The 22803-nt window shown below is 42.3% G+C and carries 20 protein-coding genes and 1 tRNA gene; 18 read left to right on the top strand and 3 right to left on the bottom strand.

Translation table 11 applies throughout. The features are described from left to right. Positions 1 to 56: 56 nt before the first annotated feature. Positions 57 to 130, bottom strand: a tRNA-Asp gene (locus tag D0T87_RS20345). Positions 131 to 342: 212 nt separating this feature from the next. Between D0T87_RS20345 and purU the strand changes: the two genes are divergently transcribed. From purU to D0T87_RS20300, 9 genes are all read left to right on the top strand, one after another. Further along, positions 343 to 1197 carry a formyltetrahydrofolate deformylase gene (gene purU, locus D0T87_RS20340; RefSeq protein WP_203558748.1) on the top strand — a complete coding sequence of 285 codons (855 nt, stop codon included), beginning with the start codon at positions 343 to 345 and terminating at the stop codon, positions 1195 to 1197. 136 nt (positions 1198 to 1333) lie between these two features. Continuing rightward, complete coding sequence (gene hisH / locus D0T87_RS20335) at positions 1334 to 1921, top strand: imidazole glycerol phosphate synthase subunit HisH (protein ID WP_163177537.1); 588 nt, start codon at positions 1334 to 1336, stop codon at positions 1919 to 1921. Then, entirely contained in the window at positions 1918 to 2640 is a 723-nt protein-coding gene (hisA, locus tag D0T87_RS20330; RefSeq protein WP_163177535.1) for a 1-(5-phosphoribosyl)-5-[(5-phosphoribosylamino)methylideneamino]imidazole-4-carboxamide isomerase, read from the top strand. The genes hisH and hisA overlap by 4 nt, the downstream gene beginning before the upstream one ends. Before the next feature lie 65 nt (positions 2641 to 2705). After that, positions 2706 to 3461: an imidazole glycerol phosphate synthase subunit HisF gene (hisF, locus tag D0T87_RS20325; RefSeq protein WP_163177533.1), complete on the top strand. Its 756-nt coding sequence runs from the start codon at positions 2706 to 2708 to the stop codon at positions 3459 to 3461. Between the two features lie 27 nt (positions 3462 to 3488). Then, positions 3489 to 4103 (top strand): bifunctional phosphoribosyl-AMP cyclohydrolase/phosphoribosyl-ATP diphosphatase HisIE, encoded by a 615-nt coding sequence (gene hisIE / locus D0T87_RS20320; RefSeq protein WP_163177531.1) that lies wholly within the window; start codon positions 3489 to 3491, stop codon positions 4101 to 4103. Further along, a complete protein-coding gene (locus D0T87_RS20315) occupies positions 4088 to 4777 on the top strand; it encodes a cell division ATP-binding protein FtsE (RefSeq protein ID WP_163177529.1) in 690 nt (229 codons plus the stop codon). The genes hisIE and D0T87_RS20315 overlap by 16 nt, the downstream gene beginning before the upstream one ends. Positions 4778 to 4808: 31 nt before the next feature. Next, a complete protein-coding gene (locus D0T87_RS20310; RefSeq protein ID WP_163177527.1) occupies positions 4809 to 6125 on the top strand; it encodes an aspartate kinase in 1317 nt (438 codons plus the stop codon). Positions 6126 to 6294: 169 nt separating this feature from the next. Beyond that, positions 6295 to 7455, top strand: coding sequence for a diaminopimelate decarboxylase (gene lysA, locus D0T87_RS20305; RefSeq protein WP_163177525.1), 1161 nt, complete (start codon positions 6295 to 6297; stop codon positions 7453 to 7455). 102 nt (positions 7456 to 7557) lie between these two features. Next, the gene (locus D0T87_RS20300) at positions 7558 to 8040 is read left to right on the top strand and encodes a ferritin (RefSeq protein WP_163177523.1); all 483 of its coding nucleotides are present in this window, start codon (positions 7558 to 7560) and stop codon (positions 8038 to 8040) included. Between the two features lie 81 nt (positions 8041 to 8121). Here the strand turns inward: D0T87_RS20300 and D0T87_RS20295 are convergent, their stop codons facing one another. Further along, positions 8122 to 8538, bottom strand: a complete 417-nt coding sequence (locus D0T87_RS20295; protein WP_163177521.1) for a DUF2721 domain-containing protein — start codon at positions 8536 to 8538, stop codon at positions 8122 to 8124. Between the two features lie 7 nt (positions 8539 to 8545). Next, a complete protein-coding gene (kbl, locus tag D0T87_RS20290) occupies positions 8546 to 9733 on the bottom strand; it encodes a glycine C-acetyltransferase (protein ID WP_163177519.1) in 1188 nt (395 codons plus the stop codon). A 204-nt stretch (positions 9734 to 9937) separates the two neighbouring features. Between kbl and D0T87_RS20285 the strand changes: the two genes are divergently transcribed. The 9 genes from D0T87_RS20285 to D0T87_RS20245 all read left to right on the top strand — a co-directional run bounded on the left by D0T87_RS20285 (position 9938) and on the right by D0T87_RS20245 (position 22797). Beyond that, on the top strand, positions 9938 to 10792 hold the full coding sequence (locus D0T87_RS20285; RefSeq protein WP_163177517.1) for a DUF4348 domain-containing protein: 855 nt from the start codon (positions 9938 to 9940) through the stop codon (positions 10790 to 10792). An 84-nt stretch (positions 10793 to 10876) separates the two neighbouring features. Continuing rightward, positions 10877 to 11887, top strand: a complete 1011-nt coding sequence (murB, locus tag D0T87_RS20280) for a UDP-N-acetylmuramate dehydrogenase (protein WP_163177515.1) — start codon at positions 10877 to 10879, stop codon at positions 11885 to 11887. Then, positions 11887 to 12651: an MBL fold metallo-hydrolase gene (locus tag D0T87_RS20275; protein WP_163177513.1), complete on the top strand. Its 765-nt coding sequence runs from the start codon at positions 11887 to 11889 to the stop codon at positions 12649 to 12651. Before murB ends, D0T87_RS20275 begins: the two co-directional genes overlap by 1 nt. A 653-nt stretch (positions 12652 to 13304) precedes the next feature. Further along, a complete protein-coding gene (locus D0T87_RS20270; RefSeq protein ID WP_163177511.1) occupies positions 13305 to 14903 on the top strand; it encodes a DUF3352 domain-containing protein in 1599 nt (532 codons plus the stop codon). Positions 14904 to 15044: 141 nt separating this feature from the next. Further along, entirely contained in the window at positions 15045 to 16028 is a 984-nt protein-coding gene (locus D0T87_RS20265) for a site-specific integrase (protein WP_163177509.1), read from the top strand. 563 nt (positions 16029 to 16591) lie between these two features. Continuing rightward, entirely contained in the window at positions 16592 to 18013 is a 1422-nt protein-coding gene (locus tag D0T87_RS20260) for a DUF3575 domain-containing protein (protein WP_163177507.1), read from the top strand. Positions 18014 to 18021: 8 nt separating this feature from the next. Next, on the top strand, positions 18022 to 18963 hold the full coding sequence (locus tag D0T87_RS20255) for a DUF5119 domain-containing protein (RefSeq protein WP_163177505.1): 942 nt from the start codon (positions 18022 to 18024) through the stop codon (positions 18961 to 18963). Between the two features lie 112 nt (positions 18964 to 19075). After that, the gene (locus D0T87_RS20250; RefSeq protein ID WP_163177503.1) at positions 19076 to 20845 is read left to right on the top strand and encodes an SUMF1/EgtB/PvdO family nonheme iron enzyme; all 1770 of its coding nucleotides are present in this window, start codon (positions 19076 to 19078) and stop codon (positions 20843 to 20845) included. 74 nt (positions 20846 to 20919) lie between these two features. Beyond that, a complete protein-coding gene (locus D0T87_RS20245) occupies positions 20920 to 22797 on the top strand; it encodes an SUMF1/EgtB/PvdO family nonheme iron enzyme (protein WP_163177501.1) in 1878 nt (625 codons plus the stop codon). The last annotated feature ends 6 nt before the right edge of the window (positions 22798 to 22803 follow it).

The raw sequence follows: 22803 nt of genomic DNA, 5'->3' as shown, positions 1-22803 counted from the left end.
AATGCTATTTTACAGGCTTTTTGTCTTCGTAATCGACTGATTGTCAGTCTTTTAAGCGGTATGGACGGGACTCGAACCCGCGACCCCCTGCGTGACAGGCAGGTATTCTAACCAACTGAACTACCACACCAATTTTACTTTTTAGGGTAACAATCTCTCTCGATTGCGGATGCAAAGGTAGATGTTTTTTTTAAACCTGCAATAGTCTTGCGCACTTTTTTTAGAAAGATTTCTAGGTTTATCTTTAAACTTATTGTTCGTATTGTTTCTGAATTGGCATAATTTCGTTACTTTTGTGCCCTCAAAGAATGATTTTAATGACAGATAATATCAAAAATGAATATGAGTACAGCCAAACTGTTATTACACTGTCCCGATAAACCCGGTATTCTGGCAGAGGTTACCGACTTTATAACCGTTAATAAAGGAAACATCATCTATCTGGATCAATACGTTGACCATACGGAGAACATGTTCTTCATGCGTATCGAGTGGGAACTTGCCACTTTCTTGGTACCCAAAGAAAAGATTGAAGACTATTTCGAAACCCTCTATGCTCAGAAATACGGGATGAGCTTTCGTCTTTACTTCTCCGATGTGAAGCCGCGTATGGCTATCTTCGTTTCAAAAATGTCTCATTGTATATATGATATACTGGCTCGCTATACTGCCGGCGAGTGGAATGTGGAAATTCCACTTATCATAAGCAACCACCCCGACCTGCAGCATGTAGGAGAGCGTTTTGGAATCCCTTTCCATGTTTTTCCTATCACCAAAGAAAATAAGGCAGAACAGGAAGCCAAGGAAATGGAATTGTTGAGGCAACATAAGATAAGCTTTATTGTATTGGCACGCTATATGCAGATCATTTCCGAAGATATGATCAAGTCATATCCGGATAAGATTATCAATATACATCACTCTTTCCTACCCGCATTTGTGGGAGCAAAACCTTATCATGCTGCATTTGAGAGAGGGGTGAAGATTATCGGAGCTACCAGCCACTATGTGACCACCGAACTGGATGCCGGACCAATCATTGAACAAGACGTGGTTCGTATTACACACAAGGATGCCATCTCCGACCTGATAAACAAGGGGAAAGATCTGGAGAAAATTGTACTCTCCAGAGCCGTACAGAAACATATTGAGCGAAAAGTACTCGCCTACAAAAATAAAACCGTAATATTTAGCTAAGTTGAAAGTTGAAAATTGAAAGTTGAAAATGCCAGAATGAAATATATATATTATTTTTGCATTTTAACTGACCGATAGCGGAGCTATAATTTTCAACTTTCAACTTTCAACTTTCAACTTTCAACTTTCAACTCTAATGATAGCAGTAGTAAAATATAATGCAGGTAATATCCGCTCGGTGGATTATGCGCTGAAGCGCCTCGGAGTAGAGGCAATGATCACGGCAGATAAAAAAGAACTCATGGCCGCCGATAAAGTAATTTTCCCCGGAGTGGGCGAAGCTGAAACAACCATGAACCACCTTCGGGAAACAGGACTTGATGAAGTGATTAAAAACCTCTGCCAGCCGGTTTTCGGTATTTGTGTAGGCATGCAATTAATGTGCCGCCACTCCGAAGAAGGTAATGCCGATTGTATGGGCATTTTTGATGTCGATGTAAAACGCTTCATCCCTGAAAATCAATCCGATAAAGTGCCCCATATGGGCTGGAATACGCTGCTGGATACAAAAACAAACTTGTTTAAAGGATTTACCCGCGAGGAGTTTGTTTACTTTGTACATAGCTACTACGTTCCGTCCAACGAATATACCATTGCAGATACCAACTATATATTACCCTTTAGTGCTGCATTGCATAAAGATAATTTCTACGCCACGCAATTCCACCCGGAAAAGAGTGGGGCAGTAGGTGAACGCATTCTTAGAAACTTTTTGGAACTATGATAGAACTGATACCGGCTATTGACATCATTGATGGTAAGTGCGTACGCCTTTCGCAGGGCGATTACGGCACAAAGAAAGTATATAACGAGAACCCGGTGGAGGTTGCCAAGGAGTTTGAAGCCAATGGCATTCGCCGTTTGCACGTGGTAGACCTTGACGGGGCGGCCTCGCACCACATTGTCAATTACCGCACGTTGGAGCAGATTGCTTCCCGCACTTCCCTGATCATTGACTTTGGTGGCGGGATCAAAAGCGATGAAGACCTTATCCTCGCTTTTGACAATGGAGCCGAAATGGTTACCGGAGGAAGCATCGCCGTGAAGAACCCCGAACTATTTACCCGCTGGTTAGACCGCTATGGAAGCGGGAAAATCATTTTGGGAGCCGATGTGAAAGACCGCATGATTGCAGTAAACGGGTGGAAAGATGAAACAGCCGTAGAGCTTTTCTCCTTCCTGGACGACTATATACATAAAGGCATCGAAAAAGTGATCTGCACGGATATTAGCCGGGATGGCATGCTGCAAGGCCCTTCTACGGAACTCTATAAGGGGATTCTGGAGAAACATTCCAACCTCTACCTAATGGCGAGCGGCGGCGTAAGCAGCATGGCAGATATCATTGCCCTTGATGAGGCCGGAGTACCCGGAGTCATTTTCGGCAAAGCCCTTTACGAAGGCCGTATCACCATGAAAGAACTCTATGATTTTAGTAGCTAGTAGTCAGTAGTCAGGCTTTGTGTTTTCAATCGTAAATAGTAAATCGTTAAATCGTAAATAAAATTGTGTTAGCAAAAAGAATCATTCCTTGCTTGGATATCAAAGACGGACAGACCGTAAAGGGAACAAACTTCGTCAATCTTCGCCAGGCCGGTGATCCGGTTGAGTTAGGACGTGCTTACAGTCAGCAAGGAGCTGACGAGTTGGTATTCCTGGATATTACCGCCAGCCATGAAGAACGTAAAACCTTCACCGAGCTGGTAACCCGCATTGCTGCCAATATCAACATACCCTTCACCGTAGGTGGTGGTATCAACGAATTGAGCGATGTAGACCGCTTGCTGAACGCCGGTGCCGATAAAGTATCTATCAATTCCTCGGCTATCCGTAACCCCGGGTTGATTGACGAAATAGCCAAACACTTCGGTTCCCAGGTTTGTGTACTGGCTGTAGACGCCAAGCAGACTTCCGATGGCTGGAAATGCTACCTTAATGGTGGTCGCATAGAAACAGATAAGGAGCTAATGAGCTGGACGCGCGAAGCCCAGGAACGTGGCGCCGGAGAAATTCTTTTCACCAGCATGAATCACGATGGAGTAAAGACCGGATATGCCAATGAAGCCTTGGCCGAACTTGCTACCGGTTTGTCAATTCCTATCATAGCCTCGGGCGGTGCAGGAAAGAAGGAAGATTTCCGTGATGTCTTTATCCAGGGAAAAGCGGATGCTGCGCTGGCAGCCAGCGTTTTTCACTTTGGAGAGATTAAAATTCCCGAATTAAAATCGTATCTTTGCAGTCAGGGTATAACTGTAAGATTATAACCAACAATAAAAACAGATAAAAACGAGATGAATATAGACTTTGATAAAATGAACGGGCTTGTTCCGGCTATCATACAAGATAATACCACGTTCAAGGTTTTAATGTTAGGCTATATGAATAAAGAAGCTTATGATAAAACCCTTGAAACAGGAAAAGTAACCTTCTTTAGCCGTACGAAAAACCGTTTGTGGACCAAAGGAGAAGAAAGCGGAAATTTCCTTAACGTTGTATCTATAAAAGAAGACTGTGATCAGGATACGTTGCTGATTATGGCGGATCCGGTTGGCCCGGTTTGTCATACAGGAACAGACACCTGTTGGGGCGAGAAGAACGAGATAAACGATATCATGTTCCTCAAACACCTGCAAGACTTTATTGATAAACGTCACCAGGAGATGCCCGAAGGATCATATACCACCAGTTTGTTCCAATCCGGTATAAACCGTATGGCGCAGAAAGTGGGTGAAGAAGCGGTAGAAATGATTATCGAAGCAACCAACGGAAGCGATGACCGCATGGTTTACGAAGGTTCCGATATGATTTATCACCTGATTGTATTATTGACATCCAAAGGTTATCGTATTGAAGACCTTGTGCGTGAACTGAAAGAAAGGCACAGTGATACATGGAAGAAGCATTAATTCACTATACAAATGTAGATATACATCAACAAGACCTCTGTGTACTCAATGAAGTAAACCTGAAACTACACAAAGGTGAATTTGTGTACCTGATCGGCAAAGTCGGAACAGGTAAAACAAGTCTGTTGAAAACCATCTATGGTGAATTAGATATAAAAAGCGGTGAAGCGCAGGTCTTAGGTCATTCTATGGCAAAGATCAAGCGTAAGCACATCCCGCAACTCAGGCGTAAACTGGGTATTGTTTTTCAGGACTTCCAACTCCTGACGGACCGTACCGTTTATGACAATCTGGAATTTGTTCTCCGGGCTACCGGTTGGAAGAGCAAACAACAAATTAAAAATCGTATTGAAGAAGTGCTCCTGCAGGTTGGCATGGAGAACAAAGGATATAAAATGCCGAATGAACTGTCGGGTGGGGAACAGCAACGTATTGTGATTGCGCGTGCTATCCTGAACTCACCCGAAATCATCCTGGCAGATGAGCCTACCGGAAACCTCGATGTGGAAACCGGTAGAGCCATAGTAGAATTGTTACACTCTATTTGTCGGTCAGGTTCGGCTATCATTATGACCACACACAATATACGCTTTCTGGAAGAATTTCCGGGCATTGTGTATCGTTGCGACGGCCATCAGATAACAGATGTAACCCGTGAGTTTGTAGAAAAGTAGGTTTAGACTAACAATTAACACAGTATCGAAAATGAAAGTATTAAAGTTTGGAGGAACTTCTGTTGGTTCTGCGCAAAGAATGAAAGAAGTGGCCAAATTGATTACCGATGGCGAAAGAAAGATAGTTGTTCTTTCGGCTATGTCCGGCACAACCAACGCCTTGGTAGAAATTTCGGATTATCTGTACAAAAAGAATCCGGATGGTGCGAATGAAATCATCAATAAGCTGGAGGCTAAATATAAACAGCACGTTGATGAGCTTTATGCTACCGCTGAATATAAACAGAAAGGACTTGAAGTCGTAAAATCTCATTTCGATTATATCCGTACGTTTACCAAAGACCTATTTACTCTATTTGAAGAAAAAGTAGTATTGGCTCAGGGTGAGTTAATCTCTACTGCTATGGTAAACTACTACCTGCAGGAATGCGGCGTAAAATCTGTATTGCTTCCTGCATTGGAATTTATGCGTACCGATAAGAACGCCGAACCCGATCCTATATATATAAAGGAGAAAATACACGTGCAACTGGAACTTCATCCGGATGCCGAAATCTATATTACACAAGGATTCATCTGCCGCAATGCTTACGGTGAGATCGACAATCTGCAACGTGGCGGTAGCGATTATACTGCTTCTTTGATTGGTGCTGCTGTAAACGCATCCGAAATCCAAATCTGGACGGACATTGATGGTATGCACAATAACGATCCGCGTATTGTCGACAAGACGGCTCCTGTTCGTCAGCTTCACTTTGAAGAAGCGGCAGAGTTGGCTTACTTCGGTGCCAAGATCCTTCACCCCACTTGTATCCAACCGGCTAAGTATGCAAATATTCCGGTTCGTTTGTTGAATACTATGGACCCTACCGCTCCTGGAACATTGATATCCAACGATACGGAGAAGGGTAAGATCAAAGCTGTAGCAGCTAAAGAAAACATTACGGCTATTAAAATCAAATCAAGCCGCATGTTGCTGGCTCACGGATTCCTTCGCAAGGTATTCGAAATCTTCGAAAGCTACCAGACATCTATCGACATGATTTGTACTTCCGAGGTTGGTGTATCTGTTTCTATTGATAACACCCGCCATCTGAATGAAATCCTTGACGATTTGAAGAAGTATGGTACCGTAACCATAGATTCGAACATGTGTATTGTTTGTGTGGTAGGCGACCTGGAATGGGAAAACGTTGGTTTCGAAGCCAAAGCATTGGATGCAATGAAAGACATACCGGTACGTATGATCTCGTTCGGTGGTAGTAACTACAACATATCCTTCCTTATCCGGGAATGTGATAAAAAAGCGGCGCTTCAATCTTTAAGCGACATACTGTTTAACGAATAACTCAAATTTTAATAAATGGAGCTATCTCAAAACTCCTCCCCCTGGCCCCCTCCAAAGGGGGATAGGCTGCGCTGTATAGCGTTTCCGCAAGGTATCCCCCTTTGGAGGGGGTAGGGGGAGGAGTTCTGAGATAGTTCTTTTTTACTAACTAAACAAAGAAGAACCTGGTATGAAAGGTACATTTCCAATCAATAAATTCCGTGAATTAGAAACACCCTTTTATTATTATGATACCCAAGTATTGCGCGACACGCTGGCAGCCGTAAACCGTGAGGTTGCTAAATATGAAAAGTTTGTTGTGCACTATGCCGTAAAAGCCAATGCTAACCACAAAGTACTGAGCATCATTCGCGAAGGCGGACTCGGAGCCGACTGTGTGAGCGGTGGTGAAATCCGCGCAGCAATTAAAGCAGGCGTGCCTTCCAATAAGATCGTATTTGCAGGTGTAGGTAAATCCGATTGGGAAATTAATCTGGGATTGGATCACAATATTTTCTGTTTCAACGTAGAGTCCATTCCTGAACTCGAAGTGATCAACGAATTGGCAGCAGCAAAAGGTAAAATTGCTAATGTAGCTTTCCGTATCAATCCTAATGTAGGTGCCCATACCCACAAAAACATCACTACCGGTCTGGCCGAAAACAAATTTGGTATCAGTCTGGAAGATATGGACAATGTGATTGATGTGGCTCTTACCATGCAAAACGTGAAGTTTGTAGGTATTCATTTCCATATCGGTTCTCAGATACTGGATATGGGCGACTTTGTGGCGCTGTGTAACCGTGTCAACGAACTACAGGAAAAGCTATATGCCCGTCAGATTATTGTGGAACATATCAACGTAGGTGGTGGCTTGGGCATTGACTACGCACACCCTAACCGTCAGCCGATTCCTGATTTTGCTGCTTACTTTGCTACATATGCACAGCATCTTAAACTGCGTCCGCAACAAACATTGCACTTTGAACTTGGGCGTGCTATTACCGGTCAGTGTGGAAGTCTGATTAGCAAAGTATTATATGTAAAACAAGGAACTAATAAACAATTCGCAATACTTGATGCCGGTATGACAGACTTGATTCGTCCGGCGTTGTATCAGGCTTACCATAAAATAGAAAACATCACTTCCGAAGAGCCGATGGAAGCCTACGATGTTGTAGGTCCTATCTGCGAATCATCCGATGTGTTTGGTAAGGCTATCGACTTGAACAAGGTGTATCGTGGTGATCTGATTGCACTTCGCTCCGCCGGTGCTTATGGAGAAATTATGGCTTCGGGCTATAATTGTCGTGAGATTCCTAAGGCATATACATCCGACGAGTTGGTTTGATCTTATTCCTTAATTTTAAGGAAAAAACCGTTAACGTTGAACAAATTTAGAGAATGCTTGTTATCTTAGTAAAGGCTTTAATAAACTAAAATACATACTACTATGATTTCAAAGAAACTTCAAGATGCGTTTAACAAACAGATCAATGCTGAGATGTGGTCAGCTAATCTTTATCTTTCAATGTCCTACTACTTTGCAAAAGAAGGTTTTGAAGGATTTGCTCATTGGATGAAGAAGCAATATGGCGAAGAGATGGAACATGCCTGCAAATTGGCCGATTATCTTATCGTACGTGAAGGTACCGTATTACTTGATAAACTGGATGTTGTTCCAACCGGCTGGGGAAGTCCGCTGGAAGTATTCGAACATACTTTTGATCACGAGAAGCGCGTTTCTAAAATGATCGACGAACTTGTTGAACTGGCCGTTGAAGAGAAAGATAAAGCAACCGAAGATTTTCTAAGCTGGTTCGTTAGCGAACAGGTGGAAGAAGAAGCTACAGCCCGTAGTATTATTAAGAAGATTAAGATTGCCGGCACAACAGGTGGAATTTACCTGATTGATAATCAGTTAGGAGAACGATAGTTCATATAAAATAAAGAAGGCCTCGGAAGTATTTATTATACTGTTCGAGGCCTTTTTGTATTATGGCACAATATGCCGCTTTTACTTCTTCTTCTTGCTATCTTTCAGTATATCTTCCATTGTTCCCAGATAAATCTCCAATGAATGGGTAGATATATATGTTTCCTGTATGGATACTCCCAGCGATGCAATCAGTAACACTAGCGCTACTCCGAAAACATAGACCGACAGCAAATTAAGTCCGATATAAACCAGGAACATACTCACTACGCATAGAAATAAGCTGCTGATCCCTAGTACCTGCATGGTCCGGGTCAGATATAAACGTTTGCGCAGATTTACAATCTGTGCTGCGGTAATATCCGAGGGATCTTCCATATACTTGTCTTTCAATGTACGCACCAGTTGTGCATACGATAGAAACCGGTTGGTGTATGCCAGCATAATCAGCGATATGGCCGAAAATAGTAGGGCAGGGGTAGTGAGGTCTAGTTCCATATATTTATCATTTTAGTACGTTTAATTCCTTGCCAACTTTAATAAAGGCGGCAATACATTGGTCCAGATGCTCCCTCTCATGTCCGGCGGATAGTTGTACGCGAATACGCGCCTGATCTTTAGGTACTACCGGATAGTAGAATCCTGTAACATAGATGCCTTCTTCCTGCATCTTAGCAGCAAATACCTGTGATAGTTTCGCATCATACAGCATCACCGCACAGATGGCACTTTGTGTAGGTTTAATATCAAAACCTGCTGCCAGCATCTTATCACGGAAGTAGTTCACGTTCTCTACCAATTTGTCGTGTAGCGTATTGCTTTCTTTCAACATGCGGAATACCTCAATGCTTGCGCCGATAATTCCGGGAGCCAGCGAGTTGGAGAACAGGTATGGGCGGCTCCGTTGGCGAAGTAAATCAATGATTTCTTTGCGTCCGGTAGTAAATCCGCCGAGTGCACCGCCAAATGCTTTACCCAGTGTACCGGTATAAATATCTACTCTGTCATATGTATTATATAATTCACTCACTCCGTGTCCGGTAGCGCCAACCACACCCGCCGAGTGCGATTCGTCTACCATTACCAGTGCGTCATATTTTTCTGCCAGATCGCATATCTTATCCATTGGAGCCACATTGCCATCCATTGAGAATACACCATCTGTTACGACGATTCGGAAGCGTTGCGCCTGAGCCTCTTGCAGACATTTTTCCAGTTCTTCCATATTTGCATTCGCATAACGATATCTTTTCGCTTTGCACAGGCGTACCCCGTCGATAATAGATGCATGGTTCAGCGAATCGGAGATGATTGCGTCCTCTTCGGTAAAGAGCGGTTCGAATACTCCGCCGTTCGCGTCAAAACAAGCAGCGTACAGAATGGTGTCTTCTGTTTTAAAGTAACCCGAGATAGCTGCTTCCAGCGTTTTATGTATATCTTGTGTACCACAAATGAAACGTACGGACGACATACCATATCCTCGTTCATCCATCATTTTCTGTGATGCAGATATCAGATTCGGGTGGTTGGAAAGCCCCAGGTAGTTATTGGCACAAAAGTTCAGTACTTCTTTGCCATTCACTTTGATTGATGCTTTCTGGGGGCTTTCGGTCAATCGTTCTTCCTTATAAAGTCCTGCTTCTTTAATCTCAGCAATCGTATCGCTCAGATACTTCTTCATTTTCCCGTACATGATTTAAGTTTTTAAGTATTTAAGTTTTTGAGTCTTTAAGTTTACTGCCGCATGGAAACCTGGGAGCGGCACCTTGCCGCCGTCCGCATGGAAATCTGGCAGTCCCGCCTCGGGACCTTGCTGCTGCAAAGGACATTATTTTTCTTGGAATAAACAACAAGTTATTGCTATATTAGAGAAAAAAAATTGCTTACCTTTGCCGTGATGTTAAGAAGGATATGTATCTCTGCTGTCGTATTTCTCTTTCTTTTTTCGTGCGAAAACAAGAAGAGAATGGTTGAGCCTGCTGTCGTTATAGAAGATACGGTAGATTCTATTGATTTTGTGGAAGATACAATCTTTTTGATAGATCCGGAAGAGCCTTCTTTACCCACTACTGGCGATGAATCTTTCGATGATTTTATTTACGTTTTTGCCGGCGATACAGCTTTCCAGCGTAGTCGCATTGTTTTCCCGTTGCCTTATTATGAAGAAGATACTCCTTTGAAAATTGAAAAGGATGATTGGGTGCACGATGCTTTGTTCGTAAAACAGAGTTATTATACACTATTGCTGGATGGTGAAGAAGAACTTGACCATCCGCACGATGATTCTCAGACCTCCGTTCAGATTGAGTGGATCTTTATGAAGGATCGTATGGTGAAGAAATACTATTTTGAGCGCGTTGATGGTCGTTGGATGCTTGAAGCCATCAACCGGCGTCCCATCGTGAAAAAGAAGCGCGCCGAATTTGTCGATTTCTTTGTTCGTTTTGTAGCAGATAGCTTATATCAGCTTAAACATATCCGTGAGCCTCTGGAATTTATCACAACCGACCCTGACGATGATTTCAGTATCATCGAAACTACTCTGGATACCGAACAATGGTTTGCTTTCAAGCCCATATTGCCCGATGATAAACTATCTAATATCATTTACGGGCAAGAGGTTCTGAACGAATCGCCCTATAAAATCATGCAGTTTAAAGGTATAGGCAATGGTTTTCTGAATACGCTATTCTTCAGGCAGAAGGCGAACGGTAAATGGGAACTATATAAATTTGAAGATACGAGTAATTAAATAAGTTGAAAGTTGAAAGTTGAAAATTAGCCATGCGGCATTGTAACTTTCAATTTTCAATTTTCAACTTTCAACTAAACAATTATGATTACTGAAAAGAAAGATTTCTCACTTTTGCATTACAATACATTTGGGATAGATGTCACTACCTCGCGTTTCATTGAGTACGATACCATCGATGAACTTAAAGAACTGATTTCCGGCTCTTATCTTTCAGAACCTTTTTTGCATATTGGCGGTGGGAGCAACCTGCTTTTCCTGAACAATTACGAAGGTACAGTGTTACATTCTTGTATAAAAACCATTGAGGTGGTGGATGAAACCCCCGATGCTGTTTGGCTGAAAGTCGGTTCCGGTGTGGTGTGGGATGATTTCGTGGACTATTGCGTGAAACATAATCTATATGGTGCGGAAAATCTTTCTATCATTCCCGGTGAAGTAGGTGCCAGTGCCGTGCAAAATGTCGGTGCTTATGGTGTTGAGGCCAAAGACCTGATTACGGAAGTACATACCATCAATCCGGAAGGCGAGGAGCGTATCTACTCCAATGCAGATTGTAAGTTTGCTTATCGGTATAGTATCTTCAAAGAACCATCCGGTAAGAAAGTCATAGTAACCCATGTCTGCTTCCGGCTGAGTAAACAAGAATCTTATACGCTTGATTATGGTACGATACGTAAGGAGTTGGAGAAATATCCTGCTGTTACGCTTGAAACTGTGCGCGAGATTATCATCCGTATCCGGGAAAGTAAACTTCCCGATCCGGCAGTCCTGGGAAACGCTGGTAGCTTCTTTATGAATCCTGTGGTTTCTGAATCGAAGTTTGAAGAGATACAGCGTGATTATCCTTCTATGCCTTTCTATGTAATGGGAGAAGGTCGTATGAAAATCCCTGCTGCTTGGCTGATCGAGCAAAGCGGATGGAAAGGAAGGTCATTAGGTCCTGCTGCTGTACACGATAAGCAGGCATTGGTGTTGGTCAATAAAGGAGGCGCCACAGGACGCGATATTATCGCATTGTCCGATGCTGTCCGTTTATCTGTCAGAGAAAAGTTTGGGATTGACATCCACCCCGAAGTTAAAACTATAAACTGATGAAGATTAAGATATTAGGAAGTGGAACGTCTACCGGTGTACCCGAAATCGGATGCACTTGTCCGGTTTGTACCTCTATAGATCCTCGCGACAACCGATTAAGAACCTCGGCACTCGTCTATACGGATGATACCACGATACTCATCGATTGCGGTCCTGATTTCAGGCAGCAAATGTTGAGTACCTCTTTTGAGAGAATAGATGGTGTACTTATCAGCCATGAACACTATGATCATGTTGGTGGGTTGGATGATTTGCGTCCGTTCTGTCGTTTTGGCGAGATTCCCGTTTTTGCCGAAACCTATACTGCCGAGCGTCTCCGCACCCGTTTACCTTACTGTTTTGCAGAGAATAAATACCCCGGCGTACCTAATATCCTTCTGCATGATATTGAAGCTGGTTATCCGTTTTATATCAACAATACGGAAATCATACCCTTGCGTGTAATGCATGGCAAACTTCCCATTCTGGGCTATCGTATAGGTAAGCTGGCATATATTACAGATATGCTGACCATGCCGGAAGAATCTTATGAACAGTTAAAAGGTATAGAAGTGTTAATTTTGAATGCCCTGCGTTTGGATCAACACATTACCCATCAGAATCTTGCCGAGGCTTTAGAAACCGCTCGTCGTATTGATGCCCGGGAAACGTACTTCATTCATATGAGCCATCAAATGGGATTGCACGCCGATATAGCCAAGCGTTTGCCTCCTCATGTACATCTGGCTTACGACGGATTGGAGATTATTTGTTCTAAGTAATTCCACTCCGCTACTTAACTTATGGCAAAAAGGGTCGGACCATCGACTATAAATCATCCTACCCTTTACTATAAATCGTCCGATGTTTTTTATCAAAGGTCCGGGGGATAATTTTCTGACCATCCTTGGGTTGATTTCATCTTCTTCTTTTTCTTTATATCTTCTCATGTCACTCTCCAGGTTTTATTTTGCTTGCTTGGTATAATTGTGATGCCTAAGGCATACCACTGTGATCCCCCAGGCATCACAGTGGTATGCCCTAGACCTTTTTTCTCCCTTTGCTCGAGTCGTTTTGACAAGAGATCGTTATACAGAGTTTCGTTCTTTTAGATACCTGTTTTGGTCGTTTTTTTAGGGTTTCCAGTTGTGTGGCAATAAGTCGAATGCTTACAAGTTATTTATCTAATTAGTGTAGAGTAGTATATAACTACCATGCCTAAAATGGTATTTATTGGAGAGAAAGGCTTGTATATTTCGGGGAACAATCCTTTTAGTGAGTCTTTTGATGAAAATAAGCTTGTGTTCAGTTGCTTTGTGCCAATGCGTGGAAAGTAGATTGAATTTCTTTACCGGTCTTAAAACTTTTTATAATAAATTTCATTTTATTTGCGAAATTTGTTATTTTTGCTTTTGATTGTTTATCAACCAGGATAATGAAGCTTCGCACAACACTCAAAATAGCTACTGCAACCTCTGTCATCTTGCTTTGTCTGGGGTTTGCTTTCTCTCTCTATTTCCGGATGAGTGTTACGGAGCGTGCCGAAGATTTTGACCTTTACACACTTGTTCCTGCCGATAGTAAGGTTATTGTGGATACGGACAATATGGTTAGTCTGATGCAAAGTATCAATGAACTCAATTGTAGTAAAGATCAACGTTTCCTTTATTTCTCCCGTTTTTTTGTATATCTGAAAGACCATATTAACACCCTGTTGGAACATACTCCACATGGATTAAGCAAGCAGATGAATAAAATGCTTATTAGCTTTCATGAACCCAACGGTGACCGTGACCAACTCTTTTATTGCCGTTTGGGTGCTGGTGATTATGAATTTATAGAGCAATTTATCCATAAATACTTTGCCAGTTCTTTTCCCTCCCGATTCTTTGATTATAAAGGCGAAGAGATTCGTATCTATCCCATGCCCGATGACACTTTCCTGGCTTGTTATGTGACCACCGAATTTCTAGTGGTCAGTTATCAGAAAAAACTGATTGAACAAGTAATTGATGCCCGTCTGAATAAACAATCTATTCTGGCTGATAAGAATTTTTCTAAAATCCGGGAAGCACGCCGTATGGTAACTCCTGCAACAATCTATGTCGATATGCATACTGTCGATATGGGGAAAGAAAGCGATGCACTTCGCTACCAGTCCAGTATTGGAGGGTGGACGGAGTTTAACGTAAACCTGAATGGTGATGCTATTTATTTGTCGGGTATTAACTATGATGCCGATTCTTGTAACACCTTTATGAATACCTTGCGTACGATGAAGCCGGTTGAGGAATTTCCGGGTGATATATTGCCGGCATCTACCTTCTTCTTTACTAAAGGTTCTGTTTCCAATCTGGATAGCGTATTGAATTTCACCTCTGTACATTCATATACCCAGGCTACTTATTCTGACGCCATAATGGATGGTGATAAAGCTGTGTATGAATTTATGAAAGAATGTGTAGGCGATGCTGCAATAACCTGCATGTTTCAAGCCGGAGACTCTCTGGCTCAATCTTCATATATAGTATGGAGCACCCTCCTGAATAATGTATCGAAAGCTAAACAGGCCTTGGCTAATCTTTGTAATTTAACTCCCCGGCATGAGGGAGTGATTTCCCTCTATACTTTGCCACGCAATACACTTTTTGCCCAGTTGACCGGAATTACTGATTCTTCTTTGCAGACTTATGCTTGTATCCACAAAAAGCAGCTATTGATATCTTCGGATGCAGCTGCCCTTCATGCTTATGTTGAAGTTCTGGAGAAAGAGAATTCCGTTCTTGAAGGTACACCGGCTTATGAAGATATGGTTGCTTCTTTGTCGCAGTCTTACAACTTCGTGATGATGGGCGACATGGAAGAAATCCTTGATCAGCCAGAGGGTTACGTACGCTTTATTCCCAATCTGTTTTTCCGCTATGGCAAATTCTTTCGCCATTTTACGCTTACTACACAGTTTACCTGTATAGACAATATCGTCTACCCTAATCTCATTCTGACTTATAAAGGTGTGCAACCTGTTGAGAATTGAATTACCTTTTAGAAATTTTGTTCTGTATTTCCTTTCTATTCTTCTACTTCGGAAGAGTTACTTGTTCTCGGTTTTAAATGTCGTATTTGTTTTTAATTTTGGTATTTTTCACCTATTAATTAATTAAAAACAGAACAAACTATGAACTTTGTCGCTTTTATGGAGGTGCTATCACGAGAGCTATCGCAGCAAGGGCGTATGGGTACGCGCTTATCTTACATCTCTACTTGCCGTAGTGTATCCTCATTTGCCAAAAACACATCAATTAATCTAAAGGAGGTCTTTTCAAAGGAATTCCTATATCGTTACCAACACTACCTATTATATAAGGGATGTTGTTATAATACAGTCTCTTCTTATATGCGTGTACTGCGTTCAGTTCGTAATAAAGCTGTGAAGCGTGGTTTGATACATACAGATTCTGATCTTTTCGATCATGTTTATACCGGTAGTGAGCCGACGCAAAAAAGAGCTATCTCTCCTAAAACGATTCTGGCTTTACATAGTGCCGATCTGTCCGCCTATCCATTATTAAAACTCAGCCGCGATTTATTTATGTTGTCTTTTCATTTGCAGGGTATGTCTTTTGTCGATCTGGCTCATCTTCGTAAAGCTGATCTGAAAGGGAATATGATTATCTATCATCGGCGTAAGACGGGTGGTCTTATTGCTGTTCCTATATTGGCACCGGCCCGCGATCTGCTCAATCGTTATCGGAATAAAGATAAATCGTCTCCTTATTTATTATCTATTCTTTCTTGTGCCGATAGCAAGTTGAAGATACAGTATAGTAGCGTATTGCGTACATATAACCGGCGTTTGAAGAAATTATCTGAGGTGCTGGGGCTTTCCGAAAACATAACGTCGTATGTCTCCCGCCACTCCTGGGCTACAGCTGCTTACCATATCGGAGTACCAACTACGTTGATAGGTGAAGCTCTGGGTCATCGTACGGAAGAAGTTACACGAGTTTATCTTGCTTCTTTCGATACGAAGATGTTGGCTTATGCTAATAAGAAAGTGTTGAACTCGCTATTTAAAATGCGGACATTGAATAATAAAAATGTCCGACTCCTAGGAGGAGACGGACATAAAGTAAAACGCAGGTCTAAATTCGATGGATAAAGGATAGTTTATCTGAATTCAAATTAAAAAGGAGACTTTTTTTACTCGAAAGCAATCGTAGAAGGGAAGATTTTCGGGATAATATAATGCTGTAATATCTGTTCACTATTGAAGTAGATAATGCAGTTCCCATTGCAGTCTGCTTTTTTCCTTCATTCCTTGTTTTACAAAAAAGAAATATCAGAAGCATAATTCAATCTAGCCACATGTTGTTAAATTGCAAATGCAGCTTATTTAAAGTACCAGCAGGAAATGATCGCGGGTTAAACTTTCTAATAAAATGTTAAATATACAAAGCGTCATTTGGAGAGATTGTATATATTAATATCAATATAATTACTATATACATATAAACGAGGCTTATTTTTCTGTTCGGTTTTATTCCCCTTATATACCAAACAACAAAAGCCTGTTAGATGAGAGAAGTATTGTGTATTTAAAGGAAATTTCCTATGTTTACATTGACTTTATGTCCGTCTCCTCCTAGGAGTCGGACAGCGATACGACAAATAACAACTTGTAGTTCAGGCTTTTAGTGTGCTAACAAAAGTTTATAAAAAAACATGACACAGCTAATCGAAAATAGTAGCTATTCCCTTTTATTTCGAATAAGAGGCTTATTCTTGCATCTTCTTCTTGTGATTACTCTTGCTTTTATATTCACATCAACAGCAAGGGGGGCAAATCGTGATAATCCTTCCGATTTGCGTATGAGTTGCTACTTTACCTATCCCTCCAATAGTTCTGTTGTCCATCCGGATTTAGGCAATAATGTTTTGGAGTTGGAGCGACTGGATCAATTTATCCGAGATGTGTTGCAAACAGATTCTATTTCTATCCGTCGCATTCGTTTGACGGGTTATTGTTCGATTGAAGGCGATTCTGAACACAATATAACTTTGTCTCGCGAACGTGTAGAAGGTTTCCATGATTATTTATATCGTGTTTATCCTGCTCTTTATCGTTATCCTGTAGATTTGGCCTGGGTAGGAGAGGACTGGACCAACTTTTCAACCATGTTGAGTCGTTCTACCCTTTCCGCAAAGACAGAGGCTCTTGCTATTATTCATCGTCATTCTAACCCGTCGGATCGTAAGCGTCTTCTTTATCGCTTGAATGGCGGGGTATTTTATAAACAAATAGAACAGCGGTTTTTCCCCCTGCTTCGCCGTGTAGAGATAACCGTGGAGTACGCCTCCGATCCGACACAACCAAAGAATCTCATATCTTCTCAAGACCCTATGATTTACAATGTATTGGGTAAACGTTCGGATGCTCTTGTTCCCGATTCTTCCCGTGTTTGGGAGGCTGCCCGTGTTCTGGAGGTAGATCGGATATCTTCCGATAGTACGGTGGTCACCTTTACTACTTCTTCTTTGCGTAATGACCTGGGACTTGTTTCGGTAAACCGTATTAATAAGCGTTCTGCCACTGAGGGTATATGGGTTTACCCTCGTTTTGCAATTAAGAGCAATCTGTTGTATTGGGCGGGAATTACCCCCGATGCCGACCGTACTACTTGGACCTATAATCTTTCCGTAGAATATTTCCTGTCCCACTGTTGGTCTGTAGAAGCGGGTTTTCGCTATGGTAATCGCTCTTATAACGGAGGTCGTGAGTATCAGGGAGTTTCTGGTTATTACATTGAGCCTCGTTATAACTGGCGTTTTCCTTCTTTCAGTGCAGTGAGTCTGTATTTGGGCGTTTATGGTCGTTTTGGCGATTATGATGTTCGGCGTTTGGAAGATGATGCCAATGCTTCGTCCAATTATACGGGTAAATACTGGGACGCCGGTCTTTCCAGTGGTATTCATTTCCGGCTGTACCGCGGCTGGGGGCTTGAGGCGGGTTGCCGTTCTGGATATGTTCATAGCCGTTCCATGGTTTACAAACTGCATGATGGTCACAACTGTTTTGAGCGTTATGAACCTTACGATAAGGTAGTGGTTACGGACTTAATATTGAATCTGGTATATCGGTTTTAAGCAAATATATGGCACTTTATATACATACATATCAAAATACATGGACCGGGATAAGGCTCTTATTCTGTTTTATGTTGATTTCCTGCACCGAAGGCTCTGTCGTTTATTGTCCTGCCAGCGGTTCGGGGCACCTCTCCATCTATCCAGACCAAAGCACCTATACTCTGCCTTCCATGCGCTACTATTTTTATGACATGAGCGAGTACAGCGCTCCTTTAGTCTATCCCTGCGATGGTAATGGTAATTTCGAAGGTGACCTTCCTGCGGGCATTTACCGTGTCATTGCTGTTAACCCCGATGCTGAATATGTCTCTTTTTCCGGCATGGATCGCGAGACTACCGCCTGGGTTACTGCCGATCTCGCTTTCGAAGCCTCCCGTATTTCAGTGCTTCTTGCTCAACCCGGTAAGGTTTATGCTTTTAATCTAGGTGCCTTTATCCTCTCTTCCGGCGATGAACTCAGCTTCGAACCCGTCCCTGAATTATTGCTCCGCCGTGTTCGCATCCGTATGGAATTGTCCGAATCACTTCGGGGGCATGTTGTTGGTATTGACGGCGTTTTGTGTGGTGTTTACCCTTCTGTCCGCTTGTTTGGTTTTGAGCCTGTGATAGCAGATTTATCCGATATCGCCGGTAGCCAGGTTCGTTTTCGTGCTACTGCCGAAGACGCTCGTTGGGTGGCTTACCTTGATGTTTTTGGTCTGTGCGATCCGGATTATGGTCGTGTTTATGAAAACCTGCTTGATTTGGTCCTTACCCTGAACGATGGTCGCCAAGCCAATGTTCAGGCCGATCTGACCGGTCAGCTTTCCGATATAATCAAACAGTCGGGTGGAACGATTCCCCTGACCCTCTCTCTTGAATTAACAATTGAAGCCGATGAGGCTGACTTCTCCGTCAGCATCCTTCCCTGGGACCCTGATGGAGGCGATGATATTGATCTGCGGTAGGATACCGTTACCTTGGTTGAAGATTGACGAAACTAATTATGAACAAACAATTAGAGAATCAATACTGATGAAAATGGTCGCGGCCCTTGCCGCAAACTTAAAATTGAGAAAGATGAAATTGCAAACAAAACAATGGAAGTTAATCGCAGTCTTTGCCTTATTGGCTTGCTGCTTATTTCTTGGGTCGTGTTCGAGCGAACCTGATGGTGTACCTCCAATTGATGGAGACCCTATTGTTGCGGCCTTTAATGCCGGTATTGCTGCTCCTGCCACCCGTGCCAGTGGCACGAGTTGGGAGTTGAATGATGAGATTGGTATCTTTATGTTGAAATCCGGTGGATCGTTGACTGTCGGTAGTGATGTACTGGCTGTGAATAAGCAATATTATATTACTGAAATTACACAGCCCATAGAAGATGCCAAGGATAATCTTAAACCCAAAACCGAAGCTGAAACAATCTATCTTCAGCCGGGTGTTCCTTTTGATTTTATAGCTTATTACCCCTGGCAGGCCACTGCCAATCTGTCGGGTGGTGTTAATTTCCCGATTTCTCTGGCCAACCAGATGTCCGGATCTGCTTCTCACGATTTACTTTATACAACCACCAGCCGTACGAATGTGAAGAGTAATGCCATCAGTATGGTGTTTAGTCATAAGTTGGCTAATATCACTATTCAGGTTGAGCGTGCTAAGGGAGTGAATGCTACTGCCTATGTTAACAAACAGGCGGTGTTAAGTGGTATGCCTACTGTTGCTTCTTTCAATCTGGCGGATGGTACTACCTTTTCTGGTGTGGGTACTGTGGCGGATATTACTTCTTCGCGTGCCGATGATAATGGCAATTTATACGAAGTGATTGTCATTCCTCAGGCTGCGGGTGCTTATCCGAACCGTATGATTACTTTCTCGGGTTTAGGCAAGGATTACCGTTGGTCTATTCCGAATGGTTTTGCTTTTGAATCGGGCAAGCGTTACACTTATCGCTTCACGATTACAGATTCTGGTTTGGAACAGGATGGTGATGTGATAATTGAAGCCTGGACGGAGATTGATTTGGGTAGTACCGGTAGCTGGGGTAGTGGCATTGCTGATATTCTGGATATTGAAACGGTGGATATACAGCCTGGAACGTTTATGATGGGGCAGGCTGATATACCAATTGCAAGCCCCGTTCATCAGGTAACGTTGACAAAAGGATTTAAGATGAGCAAGTATGAGATTACCAACGCTCAATATTGTGAGTTTTTGAATATTTTGGGTGTTGAAGGTATAGAATGTAAAGTTGATGCTACTTTATTCAGTTTTTATGATGTTGATGGTAATGAGTGGGTTCGTTCTACCAATGGTACAACTGCTGATTGGGGGCTTCATTGGGATGGTAAGAAGTGGACTCCTGCTCCAGGGCGTGATGAACATCCGATTACCCATGTGTCATGGTATGGTGCTGTAGCTTTCTGTGATTTTGTAAAGGGTAGCTTGCCAACTGAGGCTCAATGGGAATATGCTTGTAGAGCAGGTACTACTACTATCTACTATTTTGGTGATAGTGATACTAATTTGGAAGATTATGGTTGGTATCAAGTAAATGCTCCAAATGGGCCTAAAACTATTGGGCAAAAGATACCTAATCCATGGGGACTATATGATATAATTGGTAATGTTTGGGAGTGGTGTGTTGATTTGTATAATCCAAACTATTATGGAAGTGCCCCGGTAACAGATCCGGTAAATCTGGATAATCCGGATGTTACTATCAGTCGTTCACTTCGTGGAGGTCGACATGGTAATGGGTCTGTGGCGCTCCGCTCTGCAGGCCGTGATAAAAATGTACCTGCTTCTATTCATGTTGGCATAGGTATCCGTCCTATCTTTCCTCTTTAACTCAAATCGGAAGAGGGTATGAATATATACTTTTTGCCTATAGTAGTAATAAATAAAACTGATAAACAATAAACATGAAAAATATATATCAAAACACTTCAATCGCCCTCATTTTCCTGTTGGCAGCTATCCTGCCGACCTCTTGTACTGAAAGTGAGCTTGTAGCAGGCCATCCCAACACTTCTGTGCTTGTGGAGTTGTCTGCTCAGATTGGCCCAGACAAAACTGATTCCCGCGCACTTACTCGTGTGGTGGGTAATCAGTGGGAAATGAATGATATGGTTGGCATCTACATGGTCAGTGATAACGGCGTTATTCCTGCTGATATCATAAAAGATTCCAATAATAAGCCATATGATAATATGCGCTATAAAGTGGCTCCGGGTACAGGTAGTAGTGGTTTTAAATTGATTCCTGCTGCCCAGGCAGATGCTATGTACTATCCCGAAAACGGTAATACAGTTAATTTTATATCCTATTTCCCTTACCGTTCGGATATTACCGGTTATACTTATCCATTGAATATAAAGAAGCAAAATGCAGATGCTTTATATTCATTTCTGTATAGCACCAAAGCTATGGGGACCGGTATCAATACCGGTAGTATAAACTCCGCCAATGGACATATGACTTTCAAACATCAATTATCCAAACTGGTGGTTAAACTAAAACCTAAACAAAGCACGCTCGACCTTTCGAGTATGATTGCTAAGGTTACCGACTTACCTGTAACGGCTGACTTTAGCCTGATTGATGGCTCCTTCTCCAATCGGGTTTCCGGTAATATTGATTTGACGGGCAATCGTCAGGAGGCTCTTGATAACGGCGATGGTACTACTACTATCTTAACCTGTTTCGATTTCGTTTTTATCCCTCATGCCGGTATGGCCAATCGTAAGCTGAATTTCTATACAGCTACAAAGAATTATCATTGGACTCTTCCCGATAACCTGGAATTTACGGGCGGTAATGAATACACTGCAACTTTCGAGGTTGATGGCGATAAGCTAGTATCTTCCGGCGTAACGATTACACCTTGGGGGGATGTAAGTGAAACATTGAGTATTCCTACAGTGAAGATCCCTGCAGGAAAGTACTGGATGGGCAGCCCGGATGGACAAACTGAGATAACTTTTGAAGGTAGGACATTTACGCCGGATGCAGACCCACTGAGGTCTGGAACACGTGAAGGACCTATGCATGAGGTTACAATCAGTAAAGACTTTTATATGAGCAAATATGAAATAACTAATGCTCAGTATTGTGTGTTCTTAAATGCTAACCTAGATAAGTTTACTTCTAGTGCTACTGATGTTAAAGCAACTTTGACGGGTGTAGATCGTTTCAACCAGACTTATGATTATACGGATGTTCCTTTGCTTACAGCAAGTGCCACAACTGTTGCATATGATAATGGTAAGTGGTCTCCTGTTAGTGGTTATGAAAATCATCCTATTTGTCAAGTTTCATGGTATGGCGCTTTTGCTTTCTGCGATTGGGTTGGTGGTCGTTTGCCGACTGAAGCTGAATGGGAATATGCTTGTCGTGGAGGAGAGTATTTTCGCGGTACTACTCCTTATTGTTGGATTAGTTTTGATCAAAAAACATTGAATGATTACGCTTGGTATGGTGTAAATAACACTCCCGAAACGGGTGATGGATATCCCACTGGTACTAAACCTGTTGGATTGAAAATGCCAAATGCCTGGGGACTATATGATATCTCAGGAAATGTTTGGGAATGGTGTTACGACTGGTTTTTTGGTTATACTAGTTCTGCTGAAACGGATCCGGTGAAAAATGATAATTTGGGTAGTACAACTACACACGTACTTCGAGGAGGAGCATTCGGATATAACGTTGGACAGTGTAGAATAGCTATGCGTGGCGCTAATGTACCTGAGATATGTCATCCTGTTCATGGTTTCCGCCCTGTTTTCCCTATTGACTAATTAACC

This window comes from Bacteroides sp. 51, from assembly GCF_010500965.1.
Classification (GTDB): Bacteria; Bacteroidota; Bacteroidia; order Bacteroidales; family Bacteroidaceae; genus Bacteroides.
This window is presented reverse-complemented; position numbering and strand designations above follow the sequence as displayed.

Coding starts and splice junctions, on each gene's coding strand:
- purU (WP_203558748.1), top strand. CDS start 343: ATGAGTACAGCCAAACTGTTATTACACTGTCCCGATAAACCCGGTATT.
- hisH (WP_163177537.1), top strand. CDS start 1,334: ATGATAGCAGTAGTAAAATATAATGCAGGTAATATCCGCTCGGTGGAT.
- hisA (WP_163177535.1), top strand. CDS start 1,918: ATGATAGAACTGATACCGGCTATTGACATCATTGATGGTAAGTGCGTA.
- hisIE (WP_163177531.1), top strand. CDS start 3,489: ATGAATATAGACTTTGATAAAATGAACGGGCTTGTTCCGGCTATCATA.
- D0T87_RS20315 (WP_163177529.1), top strand. CDS start 4,088: ATGGAAGAAGCATTAATTCACTATACAAATGTAGATATACATCAACAA.
- D0T87_RS20310 (WP_163177527.1), top strand. CDS start 4,809: ATGAAAGTATTAAAGTTTGGAGGAACTTCTGTTGGTTCTGCGCAAAGA.
- lysA (WP_163177525.1), top strand. CDS start 6,295: ATGAAAGGTACATTTCCAATCAATAAATTCCGTGAATTAGAAACACCC.
- D0T87_RS20300 (WP_163177523.1), top strand. CDS start 7,558: ATGATTTCAAAGAAACTTCAAGATGCGTTTAACAAACAGATCAATGCT.
- D0T87_RS20295 (WP_163177521.1), bottom strand. CDS start 8,538: ATGGAACTAGACCTCACTACCCCTGCCCTACTATTTTCGGCCATATCG.
- kbl (WP_163177519.1), bottom strand. CDS start 9,733: ATGTACGGGAAAATGAAGAAGTATCTGAGCGATACGATTGCTGAGATT.
- D0T87_RS20285 (WP_163177517.1), top strand. CDS start 9,938: ATGTTAAGAAGGATATGTATCTCTGCTGTCGTATTTCTCTTTCTTTTT.
- murB (WP_163177515.1), top strand. CDS start 10,877: ATGATTACTGAAAAGAAAGATTTCTCACTTTTGCATTACAATACATTT.
- D0T87_RS20275 (WP_163177513.1), top strand. CDS start 11,887: ATGAAGATTAAGATATTAGGAAGTGGAACGTCTACCGGTGTACCCGAA.
- D0T87_RS20270 (WP_163177511.1), top strand. CDS start 13,305: ATGAAGCTTCGCACAACACTCAAAATAGCTACTGCAACCTCTGTCATC.
- D0T87_RS20265 (WP_163177509.1), top strand. CDS start 15,045: ATGAACTTTGTCGCTTTTATGGAGGTGCTATCACGAGAGCTATCGCAG.
- D0T87_RS20260 (WP_163177507.1), top strand. CDS start 16,592: ATGACACAGCTAATCGAAAATAGTAGCTATTCCCTTTTATTTCGAATA.
- D0T87_RS20255 (WP_163177505.1), top strand. CDS start 18,022: ATGGCACTTTATATACATACATATCAAAATACATGGACCGGGATAAGG.
- D0T87_RS20250 (WP_163177503.1), top strand. CDS start 19,076: ATGAAATTGCAAACAAAACAATGGAAGTTAATCGCAGTCTTTGCCTTA.
- D0T87_RS20245 (WP_163177501.1), top strand. CDS start 20,920: ATGAAAAATATATATCAAAACACTTCAATCGCCCTCATTTTCCTGTTG.